This is a genomic window from Catenuloplanes japonicus (assembly GCF_000717135.1).
Classification (GTDB): domain Bacteria; phylum Actinomycetota; class Actinomycetes; order Mycobacteriales; family Micromonosporaceae; genus Catenuloplanes; species Catenuloplanes japonicus.
In genome coordinates this window covers 17,606-40,203 of sequence record NZ_JNXY01000009.1, presented here as the reverse complement: position 1 = coordinate 40,203, position 22,598 = coordinate 17,606, and the positions used below count along the sequence as shown (strand labels likewise).

Below are 22,598 nucleotides of genomic sequence, written 5' to 3'. Positions count from 1 at the left end.
GACAGGCCCTAACGCACGTGACCCACGTCAAAAAGCAGCCGGTCAGCGGCGATCAGCCGGTCGACCGCGTCGGCCGTGATCGGCCGGGAGAAGTGGTAGCCCTGCCCGAGGTGGCAGCCGAGGCTGTGCACCAGGCGGGCCTGGTCCGCGGTCTCCACGCCTTCGACGACCGTGCCGAGCGCGAGGCTGCGCGCCAGGTCGATGATCGCCCGGATCAGGGAGACCTGCTGTGCGCCCTCCGGGCCCTCGACCGGCACGAACGCCTTGTCGATCTTGATGCTGTCGATCGGCAGGTGCTGCAGGTAGGCCAGCGACGAGTAGCCGGTGCCGAAGTCGTCGACCGCGACCTTCACGCCGGCCCGGCGCAGCGCCGCCAGGTGCGCGAGCGCCTGCCCGCCCCCGTCCGCGACCAGCACGCTCTCGGTGATCTCCAGCGTGAGCGCGTGCGCGGGCAGTCCGGAGATCTCCAGCGCCTCCCGGACCACGTGCGCGAAGTCGGGCTCGCGCAGCTGACGCACGGAGACGTTGACGGACAGCCGCACGCCGTACCGGTGGTGCCAGGCGACCGCGTCCAGGCAGGCGCGGCGCAGCACCCAGGCGCCGATCGGCACGATCAGCCCGCTGTCCTCCGCGACGGAGATGAACTGGTCCGGGCTGATCTGCTGGCCGTCGGTGGGCGTCCACCGGATCAGCGCCTCGACCGCCACGGTCTGCTCGTCGCGCAGGTCGACCAGCGGCTGGTAGTGCACGGCGAAGTCGGCGCGGTCGATCGCGGCGCGCAGCCCGTCGACCGTGCGCGTGCGGTGCAGCTGCTCCGCGCGCAGCCGCTCGTCGAAGCTGACCACCTGGTCCTTGCCGGCCGCCTTCGCCGCGTAGAGCGCGAGGTCCACGTCGCGGAGCATCTCGGACGTGCTGAGCCGGGCGTCGAGCGTGCGCAGCCCGAGGCTGGCCGTGGTGTGCAGCCGGTGGTCGCCGACCTCGACCGGCCGCCGGACCAGCGCGACCAGCTTCTCGCCGATCGTGACCGCGTCCCGGTCGGCCACGTCCTGCAGCAGCACCGCGAACTCGTCGCCGCCCAGCCGGGCCAGCGTGTCGCCGGCGCGCAGCCCGGTCTGCAGCCGGTCCGCCACCACCGCGAGCAGCGCGTCCCCGGTCGGGTGCCCGAACCGGTCGTTGACGTCCTTGAACCCGTCCAGGTCCAGCATGATCAGTGTGGCCTCGCCGCCGCCGGCCAGCGCCGCCTCGACGCGCTGGCGCAGCAGCAGCCGGTTCGGCAGCCCGGTCAGCGAGTCGTGCAGCGCCTGGTGGCTGAGCTGGTCCTGCAGCGACTCCTGCCGGGCGAGCGCGCGTTCCAGCGCGGCGCCGCGCACGACCAGCGCACGGGCCCGGCTCTCCGCGATCCTGGCGATCTGGGTCAGCCGCGTCACCAGCAGCACCAGCGTCACCGCGGTCGCGCCCATCGGGACCGCGACGTCCACCGCGCCGATCGAACCGGCCCGCAGCTCCGTGAGCAGCGAGACCGTGGTCGCGGCCGGCACGATCAGCACCAGCGCGAGGTAGCTGGCGAACATCAGATGCGGGTGGGTGCGGCGCACGTCCGCCAGCCGTCCGCCCGCGGACATCGCCGGGTGCAGCGCGGTCGCGCCGACCAGCACGGCGCCGGCCAGCCAGCACAGCGAGGCGGAGAGCAGGTTGAGCCGTCCGTCGCCGCCGTCCACCACGTGGATGAAGAACGTGGTGTCGCCGACCGTGAGGCTGAGCCCGGCCAGCACGACCAGCGCGTTCCAGGCGGTGCGCCCGCTGCCGATGATCGCCAGACGCACCGCGCCGCAGATGATCAGAAGATCCATCAGGGGGTACGCCAGCGCGAAGCTCCCGGCCGCGGTCAGCTCCGCGTCGAGGTTGTTGAGCACCGGGTCGACCAGCACGGTCCAGTACAGGACCGCGCCGGCGCAGGCGAAGATGCCGGTCTCCAGCGTCCCGGCCCGCCAGGCGCCCTTCCCGCCGCGCTCCGGCAGCCCCAGCAGGCCCGCGAAGATCAGCGGGTACATCAGGTAGTAGAACCAGTCCATCGGCCCCGGGTAGCCGAACCGGACGCCGGCGAGCCCGAGCGCCAACCAGGTGACGTTCGCCACCAGCGGCACGGAGAGCCCGGCGAGGATGCACCACCACGGCGCCATCCGGCGTGGCCGGTGCAGGCGCATCCCGGCGCCGATCGCGGTGACGGCCGCGATCTCGGTGCCCAGGAACGCGAACGGGCGCGCGGCCGGGATCAGCACGCCGAGCACCACGAGCGTCGCGGACCCGAGCACGAACCACAGCCACAGGTACGGCCGCGGCCGTGCGACCCGATCAGCGATCGTCACGCCGGCCTCCGGAAGATTTCGGGCATTCCAACGCCGTGACCATCGGCCGCCCGCGCGGCGACATATGCGATTTCCCGGAATGGCACGTGTCCGTTGTCACTCTTGGTAACCGTGACGGGAAGCCGTATAGTCGTCCTTCGCGAAGGGGAGTAGCTCCCAATGTCGTGGTCGACATACTGACGCCCTGAGGTTCCCGACGGGTGTCCGGCCACGCGGCCTCGGTCTTTCCGACCGGGGCGGGCGAGACCTTCGACTCTGGCTGTCGCACGTTCGTGCGCAGGACACAGCCGGGTCGAGGTCGCCCGCGCCCTGTGATCCGGCACGAAACACCGGAAGGGCCTCATGGACGGCTTCCTTGTCGCGTTCCTCGTCAGCTTCGGCGTGATCTTCGTGGCCGAGCTCGGCGACAAATCGCAGCTGATGGCGATGACGTTCGCGCTCCGCTACCGCGCCTGGCCGGTGCTGCTCGGCATCACGATCGCCACCTCGGTGGTGCACCTCGCGTCCGTCGGCATCGGCTACGGCCTCGGCGCCGCGCTCCCGACCGGCTGGATCGCGCTGATCTCCGGCATCGCGTTCATCTTCTTCGGCGCGTGGACGCTGCGCGGCGACCGGCTGACCGACGACGAGAAGAAGAAGGCCGAGCAGTCGACCGGGTCCGCGATCATCGCGGTGGGCATAGCGTTCTTCATCGCCGAGCTCGGCGACAAGACGATGCTGGCCACGATCACGCTCGCCACGCAGTACGGCTGGTTCGGCACCTGGCTGGGCTCGACCGTCGGCATGGTGGCCGCGGACGCGCTGGCGATCCTGGTCGGCCGCCTGCTCGGCCGCCACCTGCCGGAGAAGGCCATCAGGATCGGCGCGGCCGTGCTGTTCGCCGTCTTCGGCGTCTGGATGATCGCCGAGGCCGTCGTCGAACTCCGCTGACCTCAACCGTGATCCTGGCGTCGTTCAAGCCGTTCTCACGACCTGAACGACGCCAGGATCACGCGAGTGGCGCGCCGACGCACGTGACGCGCTCACGCGAGCGGCAGGCTTCACGGCGAGTGGCGGCCGTGCGAGCGGCGGCCGTGCGAGCGGCGGCCGTGCGAGCGGCGCGTCAGAGGAAACGGCTGTAGAACGCGGCCAGGTCGTCGCGCAACCCGTCGGCCGAGTACCTGTCGCGGATGTGGTGGGCGGCCAGGCGCCCCATCGCCCGTACCCCGCCCGGGTCTGTCTCGTAGGTCTCCAGCGCCTGCGCGGCGCGCTTGGCGAACGCGAGCACGTCGTCCTCCGGCACCGGCACGCTGAACATCTCGTCGAAGAACTCACGCCCGGCCAGCCCGGTGAATCCGACCACGTAGGCGCCGCTGGCCATCGCCTCCGCGGGCGGCAGGCCGAAGCCCTCGCGCTCGCTGAAGCTCAGGAAGACCGGGCACTCCCGCAGCAGCTCCGCGATGCGCTGCTCCGGCACGCCGTCGATCGGCACCAGCTCCCAGCCGGACAGCGCGCCGCGCGCCCGCAGCAGGTGCAGCACCTGCTCCGCGTCGGCCCGGCGGCGGCGGGGCAGGTACGCGATGCGCCGCGCCGGGATCTCGTCGCGGTCGCCCGGGAAGAACACGTCCGTGTCCACGACCACGCGCGCCCGCCCGACCGGGACCTGCGGAAACGCGTACCGCAGGAACTCCTCGTTGTCCTCGGAGACCGCGAGCAGCGCCAGCACGTTCGCCACGCCGGCCAGCGGCGCGCCGGCCGTCGTGGTATCGAACGGCTGCTGGTCGAACGTCCGGTACGCGTTCTGGTTGAACACGATCTTGCGCAGCTCGGCCGGCAGCCTGCCGAGCGCGGGCCCGTACCACTCGGCCACGACCAGCAGGTCCGCGGGCGTGAGCACGGCGTCGGCCGCGGACGCCACGCGCGTGTCGTTCGGGAACCAGTCGCAGCGGAAGCCGCGCTCGTGGTGCAGCACCGCGGCCGCGGTCCCGGACGCGTTGAGCAGGTCCACGTGCCGGTAGATCTGGCGCAGCCCGCCGCTCGGCCGCGGGTTGTCCGGCGTCAGGTAGTAGACCACCGGTTCGCCGGTCGGCGGACCGGTGCGGATCACCGGTGGCTGCCGCACCTTCAGGTCCTGTGCCCGCTGTACCGCGTGCGCCACCCGCCGTGCCGCGCCCATCACCATGAAGCCGCCTCAGATCTTGTCGTACCTGGTGAGATCGTAATGGCGCATGATGTAGATCAGGTTGTCCGCGTACGTCGGCGAGGTGGCGTATCCGGCCTTGTGGATGGCCTTGGCGAACCGCTCAGGCGCGTAGCCGAACGTGAACGCGGGCGCGTACCGCGGGTTCACGGTCAGGAACCGGCCGTGGTCGACCATCGAGCCGGACGCGTTGCGGTACGCCCGGAACGACGCCCGGGTCCGGTAGCAGCCCTTCTTCCCGCACTCGCTGGTCTCGTACGTCCGGCAGCCCACCGCGGTCTCCCCCGGCGTGCCGAAACACTTGATCCCGAAGTAGTTGTGGTCCCGCCGGGTCAGCCCGCTGCTGCCCCACCCGGACTCCAGGACGGCCTGCGCGATCGTCACCGAGGCCGGCACCGCGAAGCGCCGCATGCCCTCCCTGGCCGGCTCCGACACGCGCGTGATGAACGCCTCGGGCGTGGCCGGCGGCACGGTCGGCGGCGCCTGCCCGCACCAGGGCAGCGTGGGCGAGGACGGCCACATCACGTTCGCGTCCGCCACGTACCCGCCCTCGGCGAGCTTGTTCCAGGCCGCACTGCTGCGCTGGGTGCCGCTCACGGCCTCGCCCCAGTCCTGGCAGACCACGTGCAGCGTCTCGCCGTTCTTGATCTCGCGCAGCTCCCGGCCGCCGGTGTTGGAGACGGACCGGACGTTGAGCCCGCTCGCGCCGCCGGGCCGGGCGAGCGGCACGGTCGGGGCGTCCGGCCCGCACCAGGGCACCTGCGGCCGGGCCGGGCTCCAGCGCACGAATCCGTCCGAGACGTAACCGCCGCTGCCGAGCCGCAGCCAGTACGGCGTCTTCCGGACCGTGCCGCTGATCTGCTGGCCGAAGACCTGGCAGCTGACCTGGAGCGCGCTGCCGTTGGCCAGCGAGCCGATGTTCTTGTGCACGTTCGACCCGCCGGTGCGGACGTTGAGCGGCCCGCCCGGACTGAGGACGGTGCTGCTCACGGTCGCACCGAGCGCCTCGACCGGCACACCGCCGAGCGCGGCCAGCGTGCCGGCGAGCGCGAGCGCCATCGGGCCGAGCCTGCGTATGCTCGCCCGCCGGACCTTCGGCCCGCGATGGCGTCCGGTGCCCGTTCTGCGGTGACGTGCCGTGGAACCGCTGCGCATGCCGGTTCCCCCTTCCCGACATAGACGTATCCGCGGTTGAGCGTAAGCGCCTATTTCGGGCAATATGAGGAAATTTAGGTTTTTGTCTCCACGGGAAGGATCAGGGCGGAACGTCGTACCGTGTCGTGAAAGACCCGGCGCTGCACGGATCGCAGCGTCACCGCCTCGCCCAGCGGCTCGCCGGTGCCGGGGTTACGTGACCAGCGCGGATGCGCGCCGCCGCTGACCTGCACCCGCAGCCGGTGACCCGCGCGAAACACATGCCCGATCGGCCACAGCGGCACGGTCACCCGGCACACGCCGTCCCCGTCCTCCGGAAACCGCCCCGGCACGACCCGGACCAGGCCGTCACACACGTTCCGCGACACACCCGCCCGGTCGACATCACAAAGGCGGACAAACACGTCACGGTACGGCCCGGAGCCGCTCTCCCAGATCTCCGCGTGCACCGGCCCGATCGCGGTCAGGTCGTGCTCCAACGGCACGCTCGTCCAGGTCAGCACGTCCGCCCGCGCCTCCAGCGCCGTGTTGTCCACCGGCCCGGCCCGATGCGCCACCAGCACCGGCCCGCCCACGGACGGCGTCGGATCCGCCGGGTCGTAGACGAACTCGTCCGGCGCACCGTCCTCCGCGACCGTGGTGCGCAGTCCTTGATCCGGCTGCAGGTACCAGGCCGTGGGGATATACGGCACCGGCCAGCTCCGGCGGCGCTCGGGACGGCCGGTCAGCACGATGTCGATCTCCCCAGCCGGGCCGCCGCCGGCCGGACGCGCCGCACCGCCGCCGGCGAGACACCCGGTGCCCTCGCCGCCGCGCTGCCCCGCTCCATCGCCACCGGTCAGACGGCCGGTCAGGAACGGCAGGCCGGCCCGCAGCGTGGCCGCGAACAGTCCCGGGCTGCCGTGCGTCCACGGCCCGATCGTCAGGCTCGGCCCGCCGCCCGCATCGCGCAGCACCCGGAAGTCGTCCAGCTGCGCCGGCAGGAAGATGTCGTGCCAGCCGGCCACCATCAGCACCGGCGCGGTCACCTCGGCCAGCCGGCCGTCGAACACCCGGTCCCGCCAGTACGCCGAGCCCGCCGCATGCTCCTCCAGCCACCGCTGGAAGAACGGCACGGTCCCGCCGGTGGCCACCAGGTCCGCCTCGGCCAGCGGCAGATGCCGGAACCCGGCCGTGAGCCGTGGCTGGCCGCGCCGCAGCTCCACCTGCCGGGCCAGCCACGGCACCCGCTGCGCCTCCAGCAGCTCGGTCCAGGTCAGCACCGTGTCCAGCGAGAACGCCTCACCGGCGTAGGTCAGGTCGCGCATCGCGGACGTGGTCACCACCGCCACCATCGCGGCCAGGTCCGGCGCCGCGTCCGCCGCCAGCGCCCAGTGCGCCGCGCCCTGATAGCTGACGCCGATCATGCCGAGCCGGCCCGAGTACCAGGGCTGGCGGCGCAGCCAGTCGAGCGTGTCCAGGCCGTCGTCCCGCTCGTGGACCAGCGGCTCGAACCGACCGCCGGACCCGAACGTGCCCCGGCACGACTGCACCACCGCGTGCACGCCCTGCGCCGCGCACAGCCGCCCGATCAGCGCGGCGGCCGCGCCCCGGCCGTAGGGAGTGCGCAGCAGCACGGCCGGGCCGGCCCGCCCCGGCCCGTAGTGGTCCGTGCGCAGGATCACGCCGTCCCTCGCCCGTACCGACAGATCGCTCTTGATCGTGATCTTGCTTGTCGCCGTCGGCAGACCGAGCGCGGCCGACAACATCCACTCCCAGATCACACCAGCACCTCCCGCTCGGCCCGGCGCTTCTGCGCCTCGCGCGTCGCCCACGCCACCATGAACACGGCGGCCCACATCGCACCCAGCAGTACCCCGGTCGCGGTGCCGCTCACCGTGGTCGCGCCCAGGTACAGCCGCGCGCCGACCACGGTCAGCCCGGCCGCCGCGGTCACGGTCCAGATCGCCACCGCCACCGGCCAGCGCCGGCCGCCCGCGACCAGCCAGGCCAGCAGGCCCAGACCCGCGGTCAGCAGCGTGTGGTGCACGGCCGGCTCCTGCGTCGACGCCGCCACCAGCACCAGCATGAGCAGCGGCACGAACGCGCCGGCGGAGCCCAGCAGACCCATCAGGTCGTGCCGCGGCGGACGGTGATGCCGGCCACGCACCCAGGCGACCACGGCCACGGCCACGATCAGCGGCCAGCCGTGCGCCAGCCCGGCGATCCACCCGGCCGCGACCGCCGCGCCCCCGGTGCGGCGGGCCGCCAGCCACTGCGCGACCAGCGTGTCCAGCCCGGACAGGCCGCTCGCCGCCACCGTGGCCGCGACCAGCCAGCCCAGCGCCAGACCCAGCGCGAACAGCAGCGTCAGCCCGGCGGCCAGGTTCAGCACCACCAGCGCCCAGCCGTCGCCGACCCGGGCGGAGAGCGTGCCGAGCGCGGTGCCGTACCGGCGGCGCAGCCTACGCAGCGGCGGCACGGTGGCGACCCGCACGGCCAGCGCCCGGACCGGATCGTGATGCCGGCCCAGCCAGCGCCCGATCAGCGCCACCACGGCCACGGCCGCGAGCAGCACCACCACCGCGCCGGTCGCCTGGCCGAGCGCGGCGGACAGCCGGCGATAGGACTCCCCCGCGGCGTACCCGGCCAGAATCCACGTGGTCGTCCAGCCGGCTACGCCGGCCAGGTTCCAGGGCAGGAAGCAGCGGTACGGCATGCCGCTGCCGCCCGCCAGGCGTGGCGCGAGCGTGCGCGCGAACGCCACCCAGCGCACGATCATCATGGCCCGTCCGCCGTGCCGCGCGATCAGCTCGTCCGCGCGCCGCCACCGCGCCTCGCCGACCCGCCGGCCCAGACCGCTCGCACGCAGCCGCGGGCCGTACCGCCGCCCGGCCCGGAACGCGAGCGAGTCCCCGGCCGCGGCCGCCGTGATCATCGCCACCAGCGCGACCCCGAGATCCAGCCGCCCCTCGAACGCCAGAAACCCGACAAGGAGCAGCGTCGCCCCGGCCGGGACGGTCAGACCGATCAGCGACCCGGTCTCCAGCGCCAGCAGCCCGGCCGCGACCAGGTAGATCAACGCCGGAGGCAGCGAGGCCAGCCGCTCTACCAGGTCTTCCATGACGCTCCCCAGGTCATCGGAGAAGCATCCCAGTCATCACCCGTCACTCCCCACCCGGTATCGACCCCCGATTAGACGGATTGATCGCAGGTTCGGGACACTAGAAGACATGCAGACCCGCTCCGACCTCCGTAACGTCGCGATCATTGCCCACGTTGACCATGGCAAGACCACGCTGGTCGACGCCATGCTCACGCAGGGCGGCGCATTCTCCGCCCGAGCCGAGGCCGCCGACCGGGTCATGGACTCCATGGACCTGGAGCGCGAAAAGGGCATCACGATCCTGGCGAAGAACACCGCCGTGCGCTACGTGCCCCCGACCGGCGACCCCGTGACCATCAACATCATCGACACCCCCGGCCACGCCGACTTCGGCGGCGAGGTCGAGCGCGGCCTGACCATGGTCGACGGCGTCATCCTCCTCGTCGACGCGTCCGAGGGCCCGCTCCCCCAGACCCGCTTCGTGCTGCGCAAGGCGCTCGCCGCCCGCATGCCGATCATCCTGGTCATCAACAAGGTCGACCGTCCCGACGCCCGGATCAAGGAGGTCGTGGACGACACGTACGAGCTCTTCCTCGACCTGGACGCGGACGAGGAGCAGATCGACTTCCCGATCGTCTACGCCTGCGCCCGCGACGGCATCGCCTCGCTGACCCAGCCCGCCGACGGCTCGGTGCCGGAGGACAGCGACTCGCTGCTCCCGCTGTTCACCACCCTGCTGAACACCATCCCGGCCCCGTCGTTCACCGAGGGCGCGCCGCTCCAGGCACACGTCACCAACCTCGACGCGTCGCCGTTCCTCGGCCGTCTCGCGCTCTGCCGCGTGCACGAGGGCACCATCTCCAAGGGCCAGACCGTCACCTGGTGCAAGACCGACGGCACCATGGCCAAGGTCCGCATCTCCGAGCTGCTGATGACCGAGGGCCTGGAGCGCAAGCCGGCCACCTCGGCCGCGCAGGGCGACATCATCGCGGTCGCCGGCATCCCGGAGATCATGATCGGTGAGACGCTGGCCGACGCGGAGACCCCCGTCGCGCTGCCGCTGATCACCGTCGACGAGCCGGCCATCTCCATGACCATCGGCACCAACACCTCGCCGCTGGTCGGCAAGGTCAAGGGCGCCAAGGTCACCGCCCGCATGGTCAAGGACCGCCTGGACGCCGAGCTCATCGGTAACGTCTCGCTGCGCGTCCTCCCGACCGAGCGTCCGGACGCCTGGGAGGTCCAGGGCCGTGGCGAGCTGGCGCTGGCCATCCTGGTCGAGCAGATGCGCCGGGAGAACTACGAGCTCACCGTCGGCAAGCCGCAGGTCGTCACGCGCGAGATCGACGGCAAGACCTGCGAGCCGGTCGAGCGCCTCACCATCGACGCCCCCGACGAGTACCTCGGCGCCATCACCCAGCTCCTCGCCACCCGCAAGGGCCGCATGGAGCAGATGGTCAACCACGGCACCGGCTGGATCCGCATGGAGTGGCTCGTCCCCGCACGCGGCCTGATTGGCTTCCGCACCGAGTTCCTCACCGACACCCGCGGCACCGGCATCCTGCACCACGTCTTCGAGAAGTACGAGCCGTGGTTCGGCGAGCTCCGCACCCGCAACAACGGCTCCCTGGTCGCCGACCGCTCCGGCCCGGTCACCGCGTTCGCGATGACGAACCTCCAGGAGCGCGGCAGCCTCTTCGTCGAGCCCACCACCGAGGTCTACGAGGGCATGATCGTCGGCGAGAACTCCCGCTCCGACGACATGGACGTCAACATCACCAAGGAGAAGAAGCTCACCAACATGCGGGCCTCGACCTCCGACGAGACCGAGAAGCTGATCCCGCCGCGCAAGCTGTCGCTGGAGCAGGCCCTGGAGTTCTGCCGCGAGGACGAGTGCGTCGAGGTAACCCCGGTCGCCGTCCGGATCCGCAAGGTAATCCTCAACCAGCAGGAGCGCGGACGGGCTGCGGCACGGCGCAAGCACTCCAACTGACGTTTTCTCCTGACGCCCCGCCCGCCGGATTCGGTAGGCGGGGCGTTTCGCATCCACACGCTTCCCACCGACAGACCACCACCCGCGAGTCCCCACGGCGTGAGACCACCACGCGCGAGACGACTCGGCGCGGGGCCACTCGGCTCGGGGCCACTCGGCTCGGGGCCACTCGGCGCGGGGCCACTCGGCGCGAGGCCACTCGGCGCGAGGCCACTCGGCGCGGGGCCACTCGGCTCGGGGCCACTCGGCGCGGGGCCACTCGGCGCGGGGCCACTCGGCGCGAGGCCACTCGGCGCGAGGCCACTCGGCGCGAGGCCACTCGGCGCGAGTCTCGCTCGGCGCGAGGCCACTCGGCGCGAGTCTCGCTCGGCGCGAGGCCACTCGGCGCGAGGCCACTCGGCGCGAGGCCACTCGGCGCGAGTCTCGCTCGCTGGCCGGTGAAAGACGCGGCTCCCGGAAGTGGGCACACGAACCGGCATCGACGACAGAGTTAGCAGCGGCTTGCGATTGATCGTGTCGCCACCGGCAGCAGCCTCGCAAGATCAGCAACCCAGGCGAGGCGACGACAGGCCACCGGCTCAGTCGCCAGACAAACAAACGCCTCGGCAGGTTGCTGAACTTCGACATTGAGATCCAGAGCTGATCGATCGACGGGCACTCCGCGCCCGAAATTTCAGGAAATAGCGGCCTGACGGCTTCTCCGTCCTGATGCCGGAAGCCCAGCAATGGGCCGCAAGCAGACGCCCCCGACAGGCCGGCAACCAGGCTCGACAGCAACCAGGCAGCCAACAATCACGCAGGTCAGCAACCAGGCACAGCAAGAACCCGGCACGCCATTAATTCCGATACGCCAGCAGCCCGACAAGACCGCGGGGCGGCGGGGCGGCGGGGCGGCGGGGCGTGCCGTTGCGGAGCGGCTAAAGGCACTTCGGGCGCTCCGCGCCCGAAATTTCGGCATATAGCGTCATGCCAGTGCTAGATTTCATCGCAGCAACGACCGCTCCAGCTCTTCACCAATAGCGGAATTGTCAATCCTTTCGGTATTAAGTTTGCCACCCAGAGCACACATATCCAGCTATTCATTATCTGCAATACCAGGGAGCGCGCGGGGCAGACACTCTCGCCGGGCGGGCGGATAATAGATGGATGCGGCAGCTTCAGCTATTCACCACGATACAGCTGGCGGAAATGCGTGATCGAACCAAGTCGCGGAGCTATTCTCCTGCGGCTGACGAGTTTCGCCGGAAGCACGAAGTTCATCGCGCATGGGGAATCACGCAACGACACGCCATGAAGCTGCTGCTCGCCCGCCGCGCCGGCCGCCTCACCACACTTCCGGGAGACACCCGGCCAGCTCACACCGAACCACCGGCGCCGTCGTCGCCGTCAGACCAGCCCGCTCCAGCGCCACCAAAGAAAAACCAACCTGCCACTCCGGCACCACCGCAGGCAGAGCAACCCGCCACTCCGGCACCGCCACAGACAAACCAGCCTGCCATTCCGGCGCCACCACAAAAAAGTCAGAGCAGCCTTCCGGAACACGACACCCTCGCAAGATCAAACTCCGAAGGAAAGGGGATCCGAGTTGCGGATCAGGGAGCCGAAAAGACTATTAGAAAGGCGACACGTCCGAAACTCGGCGGCGATACTGCACACCCTCAGCCATTGAGCCCTTTTCGTCCTGCCTTCTGCAGGTGGGGGCGGGTGTGGTGGCCCCGGGGATCGATGGGTGCGAGGCTTCAAGTAAGACGGCAGTCGGCCAAGATCCGATGCCCCGATCCGGGGAGCCTCGCATGTGCTGTCGTGCTCCGCCACGATCACCCTGTCCGCCCGGGTCCCGGACCACCTCGTCGGCCGCATCCGCCGGCATCGCCGGGAGCAAGGCTCGCGCTGGCGGCGGCTCACACCCCGCAACCTCGCATTGCTCGGCCCCCGCGTGCCTGCGACGCTCGCCCTCGCATGCCTGCGACACCTACGCCCGCCTCCCGCCGGGTTCGATATCGACCTGACCCACCGCCTGGCGCTACGTCCAAGAAGCCATCGCCCCGCCAGCCGCGGCACCCGATCTCGTCACCGCCGCGCGCCACAGCCGCCGGCTCCTTTACATAATCCCGGACGGCACGTTGATACCGATCGACCGGGCCGCGGGGCAGGAACCGTACTGCTCCGGAAAGCACCGCCGGCAGGGCATGAACCTCCAGACTGAGCCAGCACGCACGGCACCTGACTCTGGCCTCACCCGCCTTGCCCGGCAGCGCCCACGACCTCACCGCCGCCCGCACCCACGGCATCCTCGACGCCTTCAGCAGGGCAAACGTTGACGCCCTCGCCCGACACGGCCAGACTCCGCCGCGCAGGTCACCAGGGGCGAAAAGGACCATTCGGTGCAATAGCGTTCGAGCGGATCGGAACAGCGCCGCGGGCCCTCGGGCGCAGGCGGCAACACACGTAGCGAAGGTACGTGGATGAAGACGCGGGCGGCGCCGGGGAAGTAAGGTGCCGCCCGCGGGAGTGGGCTGTTCGTGTGGCGCGGGACCGGCTCCGATCGGGGATCGGAAGCGGAGCGCCAGCGGAGTCTTCCGAACCCCGGAGGTTGGCCCGCGGGAGCATGCGGATCGCAACCAGGCTGGAAGCGGGTACATCGTGGGGTCCGGGGCTCGGGCCCCGGGGAAGCAGAGCGCCCGGCAGAGCATGCGGATCGCGACCACGCCGGAAGCAGGCACATCGCGGGGTCCGGGGCTCGGGCCCCGGGGAAACACAGCGCCCACGGGAGCATGCGGATCGCAACCACGCCGGGAGGGGGAAATCTAGATCTGCGGGGCTCTTCTCCGGAACCGGCCCGAGCGCCTGCGGGAGCTCGGGCCGGGACGCTGTCAGCTCTTGAGGGCCGGGACTGCTTCTTCCTCGGCCTTGAGGCGGGCGGCCTTGCGGTCGTCGGCGGCGCTCTTGACGAGGCTGAGGACGGTGGCGATGACCAGGGTGCCGAGGATGACGAGGAGGGAGAGCCAGATGGGGATGACGGGGGCCCACTCGATGTGCTCGCCGCCGTTGAGGAACGGGAGGTTGTTGTCGTGGAGGGCCTCGAGGATCAGCTTGACGCCGATGAAGCCGAGGATGATGGCCAGGCCTTTGGAGAGGTAGACCAGGCGCTCCAGGAGGTTGCCCAGGAGGAAGTAGAGCTGGATGAGGCCCATCAGCGCGAAGACGTTCGCGGTGAAGACCAGGTAGGGCTCCTGGGTGATGCCGAAGATCGCGGGGATGGAGTCCAGCGCGAAGATCAGGTCGGTGGTGCCGATCGCGATCATGACGATGAGCATGGGGGTGAAGACGCGGCGGCCGGCGTGGACGGTGGTGAGGCGGGCGCCGTCGAAGGACGGGGAGAGCGGCAGGGCGCGGCGGCTCCAGCGGATCAGCACGTTCTCCTTGAAGTCCTCGGCCTCCTCGTCGAGGCCCTCACGCGCGAAGTTGATCGCGGTGTAGAGGAGGAATGCGCCGAAGATGTAGAACACCCAGGAGAACTGGCTGATCAGGGCCGCACCGGCGGCGATGAAGCCACCGCGCATGACCAGCGCCAGGATGATGCCGACGAGCAGCACCGTCTGCTGGTACTGCCGGGGCACCGCGAAGCGGCCCATGATGACCACGAAGACGAACAGGTTGTCCGCCGACAGGCTGTACTCGGTGAGCCAGCCTGTGTAGAACTGCCCGGCGTACGTCGGGCCGGCGAAGGCCCAGACGCCCACGCCGAAGAGCAGCGCCAGCGAGACGTAGATGCTGACCCAGATGCCGGACTCGCGCGCACTGGGTTCGTGCGGGCGGCGGCCGATGATGACCAGGTCCATGATCAGGACGGCTGCCATCACACCGAGCGTGACGGCCCAGACCCACGGGGGTACGTTCAACGGAATCCTCCGGCAGACACAGCACTTCGCCGCGGTGGCCACAACCCTGACTCAATGTAAGGGTGTTACCCACGCACGGCGACGCACACTCTGAATGTGACTGTCCGGAGGTCTCTTCCGCCACGATCCGCACGCGAATCGTGACCGACGGCGCCGGGCTTCCACCCGTGAGGGCTTGTTCCGTGCTGACGACACCGCCGTAGGGGGAATACTCCCCTCCTTCGGCCGCAATTGTGCCTCATCCATACGGCGTCCGTCACGGTGCCCTCCGACACCCTTTCGCCATTCGTCCTAGGAGGCTAGGGGTATTCCGGTCGTGCGAGACTGCCGGACATGGTTCTTGAGGTTGCGTTGATCGACATTCAGCCGGGGCGCGAGGACGACTTCGCGGCCGCGTACGCCAAGGGGCACCCGATCCTGGCCGGCGCGCCCGGGTGCCGTTCCGTGCGGATGACCAGGGGCATCGAGACTCCGGACCGTTTCGTGCTGCTGGTCGAGTGGGACTCGGTCGACGCGCACGAGCAGAACTTCCGGGCGACGGACCGGTTCCAGCAGTGGCGTGCGCTGATCGGGCCGTTCTTCGCCGGGCCGCCGCGGGTGGAGCACTTCACCGACGTACCCGCCTGACGATCTCCGTGTGGTGCGGGAGGGCCGCCCCTCCCGCACCGTACTCAGCGTGTGACGCTGCCGAGGAACGCGCGCCAGGCCGGCGCCTCGAAGCGGAGCCGGGGACCCGGATCCTTCGAGTCCCGGACCGCGACCGTCCCGGCTTCCGCCGCGACCTCGACACAGTTCCCGTTCGCGTGGCTGCGGCTGCTCTTCACCCAGCCGGTTCGACGCACGTCCATGACCTCCCCATACTCAACCGACACCGTTGACCCCGCGCTGCGCGGGGACCGCCCGCGCCTGCTCCGGCCGGGCAGCCTCGGCCACCCGGGTCAGGAAGGCGCGCGACTCCTCCTCCGGCAGCGCGGCCGCCCGCAGCCAGTCCGCGACCAGCAGGTAGCGCGCCACCTCCTCGTCATCGGTCAGGTGCACGTCCTCGCTCATGGTCTCCAGCACGACCGTGCGCGGGTCGGCCGGATCCGGGAACGAGTAGACGGAGAACGCGGTGTGCGGCACGTACGCGTCCTGCAGCACGGTGCGGAACGGCAGCACGCGAAGCACCACGTTCGGCAGGTCGGCCATGGCGAGCAGGTGCCGCATCTGGCCGCGCATCACCTCGGGCGGCGCGACCTGCCGATGGAACGCGGACTCGTCGATGATCGCCTCGTACCGCGGCGGGGCCTCCCGGCGCAGCACCACGTGGCGGGCGGCGCGGGCGCGGCTGTCCGCGTCCAGGTCCAGCGCCGGATAGAGCGCGCGGCCGGAACGGACGCGGACCCGCCCGTACTCGGGGGTCTGCAGCAGTCCCGGCATCACGTACTGGTGGAACTCGAAAATGTCGGCGGCGCCGGTTTCCAGCTCCGCATATCGCCGCTGGCGGGGACCCATGTCGCCGAGCGCCTTCCACCAGCCGCGAGCGGCGGCGGCGTCCCGGGCGATCACGATGAGCTTGTCGCGGTGCGGACCGTCCACGTCGTAGACGTCGAGCAGGTCCATGATGTCGGCCAGATCGGGCCGGCTCTGGCCCAGCTCGATCCGGGACAGTTTCGAGGTCGAGGCCCATCCGAGCCGGTCACAGACCTGCTCCAGGGTGAGGGCGGCGGTCCGCCGCAGCTGGCGCAGCTCCGTGCCCAGACGCAGTCGACGAACCGTAGGACTTTTGGGGGGTGGCATTGGATCTCCCGGCGCCGACGTCGTGGCGAGAAGGAGATTACAGCCAGCAACGTTCCGGTAGCCATCCGCAATAAGACAGTCCACATCGCATGTTTAGCGATTCGCACATCCCGGCGTGGCACTTCCCGGCCATGTGCGGTAACGCCGCCCGGCAGGTCCACCATGCGCCCGACCTGCAACATTATGCATTGATGAACTCCATCGGCGACCGATTTCGAGGCGTGACGCAGCGGCTCGGAGGCCGCCGCGCCCGGCACGGAAAGTTGTTGATCCACATAGTGCGCGCGAAACGGCGAATCGGCGTTAATGACCGTAAACCCAACCGCCCTCACCCGTGCGGGTGACCTGCACAAACAAACTGTCCATGAAGGATTCTGCATTATCCCCTGCGACGGCAGGTGCCGCTGCACGTGCAGGAACAAATCACCGCAAATCGCCTCGCGTGCGATGCCGTAGCGTCACATCAGCCGCCTACGTTCCGTCACAGCACAAGAACCAGAGCGTTGATCGAGGCGCCCTCGGCCGCGTTTCGGCCGGCAAGCCATCGTCAGAATCAGGAAAAAACAAGGTTCAAGACCTCAAGAACAGATCTTCCCACTTCGCGGTGGTTGCGGTCCGCACGCTCCCGCGGGCACCGGTCGTCGCTGGCGCTCCTCCCTTCCACTCCCGCGCCACACCGGCTCACCCCAAAGACCCGCCCGCACCGTCACCCCCACCGCACGACAACACACAGTCCGCCTCGATCATCGCGAGCCCGACGGAGCCCGCACGCCCTTCGGCCGGTCGGCGATCCGCGGTGGCACCACCCGACGGCAGCGCGATTCCCGAACCGCGCAGCACCAGTGCTCCAATGCCGGGCGACACCCAGCCCAGCCCCGCCGGCGCCTGGAGCACCCGGCGGCAGCCCGGTTCCCGAGCCGAGCCCCGGCGCTCCCATCCCGGGCGGGGTACCCCGCACAGCGCCACACCGCACCTCACGGCGCCTCACACACCCGGCGGCTGCGCGGTTCCCGCACCGCGCGGCACCGGTGCTCCTATGCCCGGCGACGCCCACGCAGCCCCAGCCGGCACCTCAAACACCCGACGGCAGCGCGGTTCCCGCACCGCGCAGCACCGGCGCACTCCTACACCGGTGCTGCGCCCAGCACAGCCCTCGAACGGTGCCTGGAGCACCCGAGGCGCGCAAAGCGGCCACCCTCGATCGGCCTTCCAGCACAGCGGAAAGCCGCGCACCGCCCCGCGCCCGTGCCTCGATCAACGTGACCGTGTGGCTCGGGTCCCCCGCGAAGTCGTCGCCGGTCAACTGCCGCGTCGCGGTCACGTTGTCCACGCCACCACAGCCAGCAGCAGCGCGCCCCTCCCCGCGCCCCGCGGAATCGACTCCGGCACCGGAGCACCGCACGGAGCACTCAACGCACCCTCAGGCGCGCGAAGCGGGACGCGCGTCGGGCGGCGTAAGTGCGGCGGGAGCCGCGTGCTCTTTCCCGAGCCGCGCGGAACCGGCTCCGATGCCGGGAGGCAAGCGGAGCGCCAGCGGAGTCTTGGTGCACGGCGAGGTTTGCCCGCGGGAGCAACGCTGCCGGACCACGCCGGAAGCGGGAAAATGAATTGGATCTTGCTCTGGATCTGAAGGGGGCCTACTTCACGCCGGCGGCGTCCATGCCGCGGAGCTCCTTCTTGAGTTCGTTGATCTCGTCGCGGATGCGGGCGGCCAGCTCGAACTGGAGCTCGCGGGCGGCGCCGAGCATCTGGTCGTTGAGGCTCTGGATGAGGTCGGTGAGCTCGGCGCGGGCCATGCCGGCGCGGGCGGGCGCGGCCGACCCCTTGCCACCCTTGGATCGGGTCTCCGGGACAGGTGCCTTGCCGCGGGACATCTGGCGGCCGGCGCCGCCGACGATGTGGCCGCCGGGGCCGTGGCCGCCGAGCGCGGACTCGGTGTCCTCCGCCTCGCGGTAGATGTCGTCGAGGATGTCGTGGATCTTCTTGCGCAGCGGCTGCGGGGAGAGGCCGTGCGCCTCGTTGTACGCCACCTGCTTGGCCCGGCGCCGGTCCGTCTCGTCGATCGCGAGCCGCATCGAGGGCGTGATCTTGTCCGCATACATGTGGACCTGGCCGGAGACGTTTCGCGCGGCGCGGCCGATCGTCTGGATCAGCGAGGTGCCGGAGCGCAGGAAGCCCTCCTTGTCCGCATCCAGGATCGCGACCAGGGACACCTCGGGCAGGTCGAGGCCCTCACGGAGCAGGTTGATGCCGACCAACACGTCGTAGTCGCCCTTGCGCAGCTCGCGCAGCAGCTCGACGCGACGCAACGTGTCCACTTCGGAGTGCAGGTAGCGCACGCGAATGCCGTGCTCCAGCAGGTAATCCGTCAGATCCTCGGACATCTTCTTGGTGAGCGTGGTGACCAGGACCCGCTCGTCGCGCTCGGTGCGCAGCTTGATCTCGTGCATCAGGTCGTCGATCTGGCCCTTGGTCGGCTTGATCACGACCTCGGGGTCGACCAGGCCGGTCGGCCGGATGACCTGCTCGACGAACTCGCCCTGGGCCTGCTCCAGCTCCCAGTTGCCGGGCGTGGCGGAGAGGAAGACCATCTGGCCGACCCGCTCCAGGAACTCGTCGAAGCGCAGCGGCCGGTTGTCGCCGGCGGACGGCAGCCGGAAGCCGTGGTCGATCAGCATGCGCTTGCGGGACGCGTCGCCCTCGAACATGCCGCCGATCTGCGGGATCGTCTGGTGCGACTCGTCGATGACGGTGAGGAAGTCGTCCGGGAAGTAGTCGAGCAGGCAGTGCGGCGGGCTGCCGGGCAGCCGGCCGTCGATGTGCATCGAGTAGTTCTCGATGCCGTTGCAGAAGCCGACCTGCTTCATCATCTCCAGGTCGTAGTTGGTGCGCATGCGCAGCCGCTGCGCCTCCAGCAGCTTGTTCTGCCGCTCGAGCTCGGCGAGCCGCTCGGCCAGCTCCGCCTCGATGTCGCCGATCGCGCGCTCCATGCGCTCGGCGCCGGTGGCGTAGTGGCTGGCCGGGAAGATCAGCGCGGACGGGACCTCGCGGACCACGTCGCCGGTGAGCGGGTGCAGGTAGGAGATCTTCTCCACCTCGTCGCCGAAGAGCTCGATGCGCAGCGCCAGCTCCTCGTACGCCGGGATGATCTCCAGCGTGTCGCCGCGCACCCGGAACGTGCCACGGTTGAAGGCCATGTCGTTGCGCGTGTACTGAATCTCGACGAGGCGGCGCAGCAGCTTGTCGCGGTCGATCTCCTCGCCGACGGAGACGCGGGCGGCGCGCTCGAGGTATTCCTGCGGGGTGCCCAGGCCGTAGATCGCGGAGACGGTCGCGACCACGATCACGTCGCGGCGGGTCAGCAGCGACATGGTGGCGGAGTGCCGCAGCCGCTCGACCTCCTCGTTGACCGACGAGTCCTTCTCGATATATGTGTCGGTCTGCGGGATGTACGCCTCGGGCTGGTAGTAGTCGTAATACGACACGAAGTATTCGACCGCGTTGTTCGGCAGCAGCTCGCGGAACTCCTTGGCCAGCTGCGCGCAGAGCGTCTTGTTGTGCGCCAGCACCAGCGTGGGGCGCTGCAGGCGCTCGACCAGCCAGGCGGTGGTGGCGCTCTTGCCGGTGCCGGTCGCGCCGAGCAGCACGCTGTGACGCTCGCCGTCGCGCACCCGGCGCTCCAGCGCGTCGATGGCCGCCGGCTGGTCGCCGGAGGGCACGAAGTCGCTGATGACCTGGAATCGGTTGTCGAGCCGCGGGATGTCGAGCGCCATGACCCCCACGGTACGCCCGGGGTCCGACAACTTTCCCCGTCACGCCCAGTGCTCGATCAGCTTCAATATTACGATTGTGTGGCGTACCCGAACGGGTCTACCGTGAACCGGTAGGCCGCTCGCGGCGGCCGTCCGGGATCGACGCGGCCCCCACACCGGCCGCTCGACCGGCGCACAAGGGGTTGCAGCCACGGGTTCATCACCCGGTGAGCGCGCTCCGTGCGGTGGCGCCGATGGCGCAGACCGGTCGCCGCGAGCGCGCCCGAGCGCTGGCTCGCTCGTTCACATCTGGTGTGAGCGACTCCTCCCCCATCAGCATGAAACGGCGCGTGATCACGCTGCTGTCCCTGGTCGGTCTGGTCGGCAGCGGAGCGGCCGGTCTCCTGGGCGGTCTCGGCTCGTGCGCCCCGGCCGGCAGCGCCCCGGCCGCCCGCCCGCTGTCCGCCGCGGAGGCGGAACGGCTGGCCGGCATGCGGGTGCGCAACCACACGGACGGCGCCGCGGGCGTGACCGCCACGATCGGCACCCAGCTGCGTGCCGAGGGGTGGGTGGACTGGCAGCGGCAGCTGGCCTACCTGCGCATCACCCGGCCCGGCGCCGCGTCCGCGCTGATCCAGGCCGTGCCGGGCCTGGTGGCGACGATAACCGAGCCGGGCAGCGCGGGCGGCGGGCAGGCCGGCAACGGGCCACCGCCGACGGATCCGCCGGCCGGTGAGTGGCGGGTACGGGCCGTGGTGCCGGGCAACGACACCTCCGACGCCACCAGCTCCATGGACGGGGTGCTGAACCTCCTCTTCGGAGCGTCCGCGACCCGCCCGGACGCGGCCGAGACGCTGCGCGCCGGCGATTCCCGCTGGCTCTCCTCGGACGAGCAGGACGGCGACGTGGTCGACGTCTTCCTCGGGCCCGCGGTCCCGCCGACGCAGGACGCGCCGCAGCAGCGCCTCACGGACATGGGAGGCGCGGTCCGCTACTGGCTGGCCCGGGACGGCGGCCTGCGGAAGATGGCGGCCACGCTGCCCGGCGACCTGAAGGTGGAGATCGGGCTGCGGCGCGGTGAGCGGACCGGCTTCGGCGCGGTGCCCGCGTTCGGCGGCGCGCCGATCACGCCCCGCGCGGTCACCGCGGACGAGGCGAAGCTGCTGGCCGGCCTGCGCGTGGCGGACCTGCGCGCGGGCGGGGGCCGGATCTCGATGGCGCTGCCCGCCCGGGACGGCACGCTGCGCCGCGGCGAGGGCTGGCTGGACTGGGAGCGGATGCGCGCCTACCTGCTGCTGCGCACGACCGGTGGCGAGGCGCCGGCCGAGTTGCTGCTGGCCACCTCGTCCACGGTGTCGACGCGCCCGGTCCCGGACGACGCGGCCGGATGGCAGCTGCCGCCGCTGCAGGCGCCGCGCGGGAAGTGGACCAGCACGCCGTGGGCGGAGCGGGGTGACAAGCTGGGCGGCTTCGACCTGGACCTGCTGCTGACCGAGGCGATGGCGCTGGGCGGCGACGGGCGCGGGAAGCCGTCCGTGCTCCGCGAGACCGCCCGGCACCTGCGCGACGACACGGTGAACGGCGTCGCGGTCGGCGTGTTCGAGATCCCGAAGGCGGAGGAGTCCGGCGCGGCCCCGGGGCACGCCCGGATGCGTTACTGGGTCGGCGCGGACGGCGTGCTGCGGCGGGTGGAACTGCTGACGCGCGCCTCCGGGTACGCCCAGCTGGACCTCACGCCGGACGGAGACGTGCCGGATCTGCCGCGGCTTCCCTGAGCCGGTCCCAGAGTGCGTCGACGGCCGCGGTCAGCTCCTCGCGGGTGCCCGCGTTGCTGATCACCACGTCCGCGACCGCGCGGCGCTGCGCGTCCGTGGCCTGGGCCGCGAACCGGGCGCGGGCTGCCTCCTCGGTCAGTCCGCGGTCGCGGGTCAGGCGCGCGATCCGGACCGCCTCCGGCGCCTCGACCACCACGACCAGCTGGTAGAGCGGGGCGAGCCCGGACTCGACCAGCAGCGGCACGTCGTGCACCACGATCGCGTCGTCCGGCGCGGCGTCGGCCAGCTCGGCGCTGCGGGCCCGGACCCGCGGGTGGATGACGTGCTCCATGCTGCGGCGGGCGTCCGCGTCGGCGAAGACGATCGTGCCGAGCGCGGCCCGGTCGAGCGTGCCGTCCGGGAGCAGGATGCGGTCGCCGAACAGCGCCACCAGCTCGGCCAGGCCGTCCGTGCCGGGCCCGACCGCCTCGCGGGCCAGCAGGTCGGAGTCGATGACGATCGCGCCGAGCGCGGCGAGCCGGGCCGAGATGGCGGACTTGCCCGCGCCGATGCCACCGGTCAGTCCCACTGAAAGCATGGCCGCAACATAGCAAGAGCCCCGGCCGCGCGTCC

General features: G+C 70.9%; 14 protein-coding genes. 4 read left to right on the top strand and 10 right to left on the bottom strand.

What is annotated here, in order from left to right:
• Window positions 1-8: 8 nt before the first annotated feature.
• Complete coding sequence (locus tag OP04_RS15130) at window positions 9-2,366, bottom strand: putative bifunctional diguanylate cyclase/phosphodiesterase (RefSeq protein WP_051797945.1); 2,358 nt, start codon at window positions 2,364-2,366, stop codon at window positions 9-11.
• Window positions 2,367-2,708: 342 nt separating this feature from the next.
• On the opposite strand from OP04_RS15130, the gene OP04_RS15125 reads away from it, so the two are divergent.
• Window positions 2,709-3,296, top strand: a complete 588-nt coding sequence (locus OP04_RS15125; protein WP_033340319.1) for a TMEM165/GDT1 family protein — start codon at window positions 2,709-2,711, stop codon at window positions 3,294-3,296.
• A gap of 172 nt (window positions 3,297-3,468) precedes the next feature.
• On the opposite strand, the gene OP04_RS15120 is transcribed toward OP04_RS15125, so the two are convergent.
• The 4 genes from OP04_RS15120 to OP04_RS15105 all read right to left on the bottom strand — a co-directional run bounded on the left by OP04_RS15120 (window position 3,469) and on the right by OP04_RS15105 (window position 8,803).
• Window positions 3,469-4,527: a glycosyltransferase gene (locus OP04_RS15120; RefSeq protein WP_051797943.1), complete on the bottom strand. Its 1,059-nt coding sequence runs from the start codon at window positions 4,525-4,527 to the stop codon at window positions 3,469-3,471.
• A 9-nt stretch (window positions 4,528-4,536) separates the two neighbouring features.
• The gene (gsmA, locus tag OP04_RS49655) at window positions 4,537-5,604 is read right to left on the bottom strand and encodes a sporangiospore maturation cell wall hydrolase GsmA (protein WP_051797941.1); all 1,068 of its coding nucleotides are present in this window, start codon (window positions 5,602-5,604) and stop codon (window positions 4,537-4,539) included.
• A 170-nt stretch (window positions 5,605-5,774) separates the two neighbouring features.
• Entirely contained in the window at window positions 5,775-7,448 is a 1,674-nt protein-coding gene (locus OP04_RS15110) for a CocE/NonD family hydrolase (protein ID WP_033340619.1), read from the bottom strand.
• A gap of 11 nt (window positions 7,449-7,459) precedes the next feature.
• Entirely contained in the window at window positions 7,460-8,803 is a 1,344-nt protein-coding gene (locus OP04_RS15105; protein WP_051797938.1) for a DedA family protein, read from the bottom strand.
• A 109-nt stretch (window positions 8,804-8,912) separates the two neighbouring features.
• Between OP04_RS15105 and typA the strand changes: the two genes are divergently transcribed.
• Entirely contained in the window at window positions 8,913-10,778 is a 1,866-nt protein-coding gene (typA, locus tag OP04_RS15100; RefSeq protein ID WP_033340318.1) for a translational GTPase TypA, read from the top strand.
• Window positions 10,779-13,651: 2,873 nt separating this feature from the next.
• Here typA and OP04_RS15095 read toward each other — a convergent pair.
• Window positions 13,652-14,638, bottom strand: a complete 987-nt coding sequence (locus tag OP04_RS15095; protein WP_408606759.1) for a TerC family protein — start codon at window positions 14,636-14,638, stop codon at window positions 13,652-13,654.
• 375 nt (window positions 14,639-15,013) lie between these two features.
• Here OP04_RS15095 and OP04_RS15090 point away from each other — a divergent pair, with 375 nt between their 5' ends.
• Window positions 15,014-15,307: an antibiotic biosynthesis monooxygenase family protein gene (locus OP04_RS15090; protein WP_033340316.1), complete on the top strand. Its 294-nt coding sequence runs from the start codon at window positions 15,014-15,016 to the stop codon at window positions 15,305-15,307.
• Between the two features lie 44 nt (window positions 15,308-15,351).
• Here the strand turns inward: OP04_RS15090 and OP04_RS51760 are convergent, their stop codons facing one another.
• The 3 genes from OP04_RS51760 to uvrB all read right to left on the bottom strand — a co-directional run bounded on the left by OP04_RS51760 (window position 15,352) and on the right by uvrB (window position 20,232).
• Complete coding sequence (locus OP04_RS51760; protein WP_085066482.1) at window positions 15,352-15,528, bottom strand: DUF397 domain-containing protein; 177 nt, start codon at window positions 15,526-15,528, stop codon at window positions 15,352-15,354.
• 13 nt (window positions 15,529-15,541) lie between these two features.
• Entirely contained in the window at window positions 15,542-16,459 is a 918-nt protein-coding gene (locus OP04_RS15085; RefSeq protein WP_063746609.1) for a helix-turn-helix domain-containing protein, read from the bottom strand.
• A gap of 1,637 nt (window positions 16,460-18,096) precedes the next feature.
• Complete coding sequence (gene uvrB / locus OP04_RS15080) at window positions 18,097-20,232, bottom strand: excinuclease ABC subunit UvrB (protein ID WP_033340315.1); 2,136 nt, start codon at window positions 20,230-20,232, stop codon at window positions 18,097-18,099.
• Between the two features lie 329 nt (window positions 20,233-20,561).
• Here uvrB and OP04_RS15075 point away from each other — a divergent pair, with 329 nt between their 5' ends.
• Window positions 20,562-21,986 (top strand): hypothetical protein, encoded by a 1,425-nt coding sequence (locus OP04_RS15075; RefSeq protein ID WP_033340314.1) that lies wholly within the window; start codon window positions 20,562-20,564, stop codon window positions 21,984-21,986.
• On the opposite strand, the gene coaE is transcribed toward OP04_RS15075, so the two are convergent.
• The gene (gene coaE / locus OP04_RS15070; protein WP_085066481.1) at window positions 21,943-22,563 is read right to left on the bottom strand and encodes a dephospho-CoA kinase; all 621 of its coding nucleotides are present in this window, start codon (window positions 22,561-22,563) and stop codon (window positions 21,943-21,945) included. The genes OP04_RS15075 and coaE overlap by 44 nt on opposite strands.
• Window positions 22,564-22,598: the final 35 nt, after the last annotated feature.

Coding starts and splice junctions, on each gene's coding strand:
- OP04_RS15125 (WP_033340319.1), top strand. CDS start 2,709: ATGGACGGCTTCCTTGTCGCGTTCCTCGTCAGCTTCGGCGTGATCTTC.
- OP04_RS15120 (WP_051797943.1), bottom strand. CDS start 4,527: ATGGTGATGGGCGCGGCACGGCGGGTGGCGCACGCGGTACAGCGGGCA.
- gsmA (WP_051797941.1), bottom strand. CDS start 5,604: ATGGCGCTCGCGCTCGCCGGCACGCTGGCCGCGCTCGGCGGTGTGCCG.
- OP04_RS15110 (WP_033340619.1), bottom strand. CDS start 7,448: ATGTTGTCGGCCGCGCTCGGTCTGCCGACGGCGACAAGCAAGATCACG.
- OP04_RS15105 (WP_051797938.1), bottom strand. CDS start 8,803: ATGGAAGACCTGGTAGAGCGGCTGGCCTCGCTGCCTCCGGCGTTGATC.
- typA (WP_033340318.1), top strand. CDS start 8,913: ATGCAGACCCGCTCCGACCTCCGTAACGTCGCGATCATTGCCCACGTT.
- OP04_RS15095 (WP_408606759.1), bottom strand. CDS start 14,638: ATGGCAGCCGTCCTGATCATGGACCTGGTCATCATCGGCCGCCGCCCG.
- OP04_RS15090 (WP_033340316.1), top strand. CDS start 15,014: ATGGTTCTTGAGGTTGCGTTGATCGACATTCAGCCGGGGCGCGAGGAC.
- OP04_RS51760 (WP_085066482.1), bottom strand. CDS start 15,528: ATGGACGTGCGTCGAACCGGCTGGGTGAAGAGCAGCCGCAGCCACGCG.
- OP04_RS15085 (WP_063746609.1), bottom strand. CDS start 16,459: ATGCCACCCCCCAAAAGTCCTACGGTTCGTCGACTGCGTCTGGGCACG.
- uvrB (WP_033340315.1), bottom strand. CDS start 20,232: ATGGCGCTCGACATCCCGCGGCTCGACAACCGATTCCAGGTCATCAGC.
- coaE (WP_085066481.1), bottom strand. CDS start 22,563: ATGCTTTCAGTGGGACTGACCGGTGGCATCGGCGCGGGCAAGTCCGCC.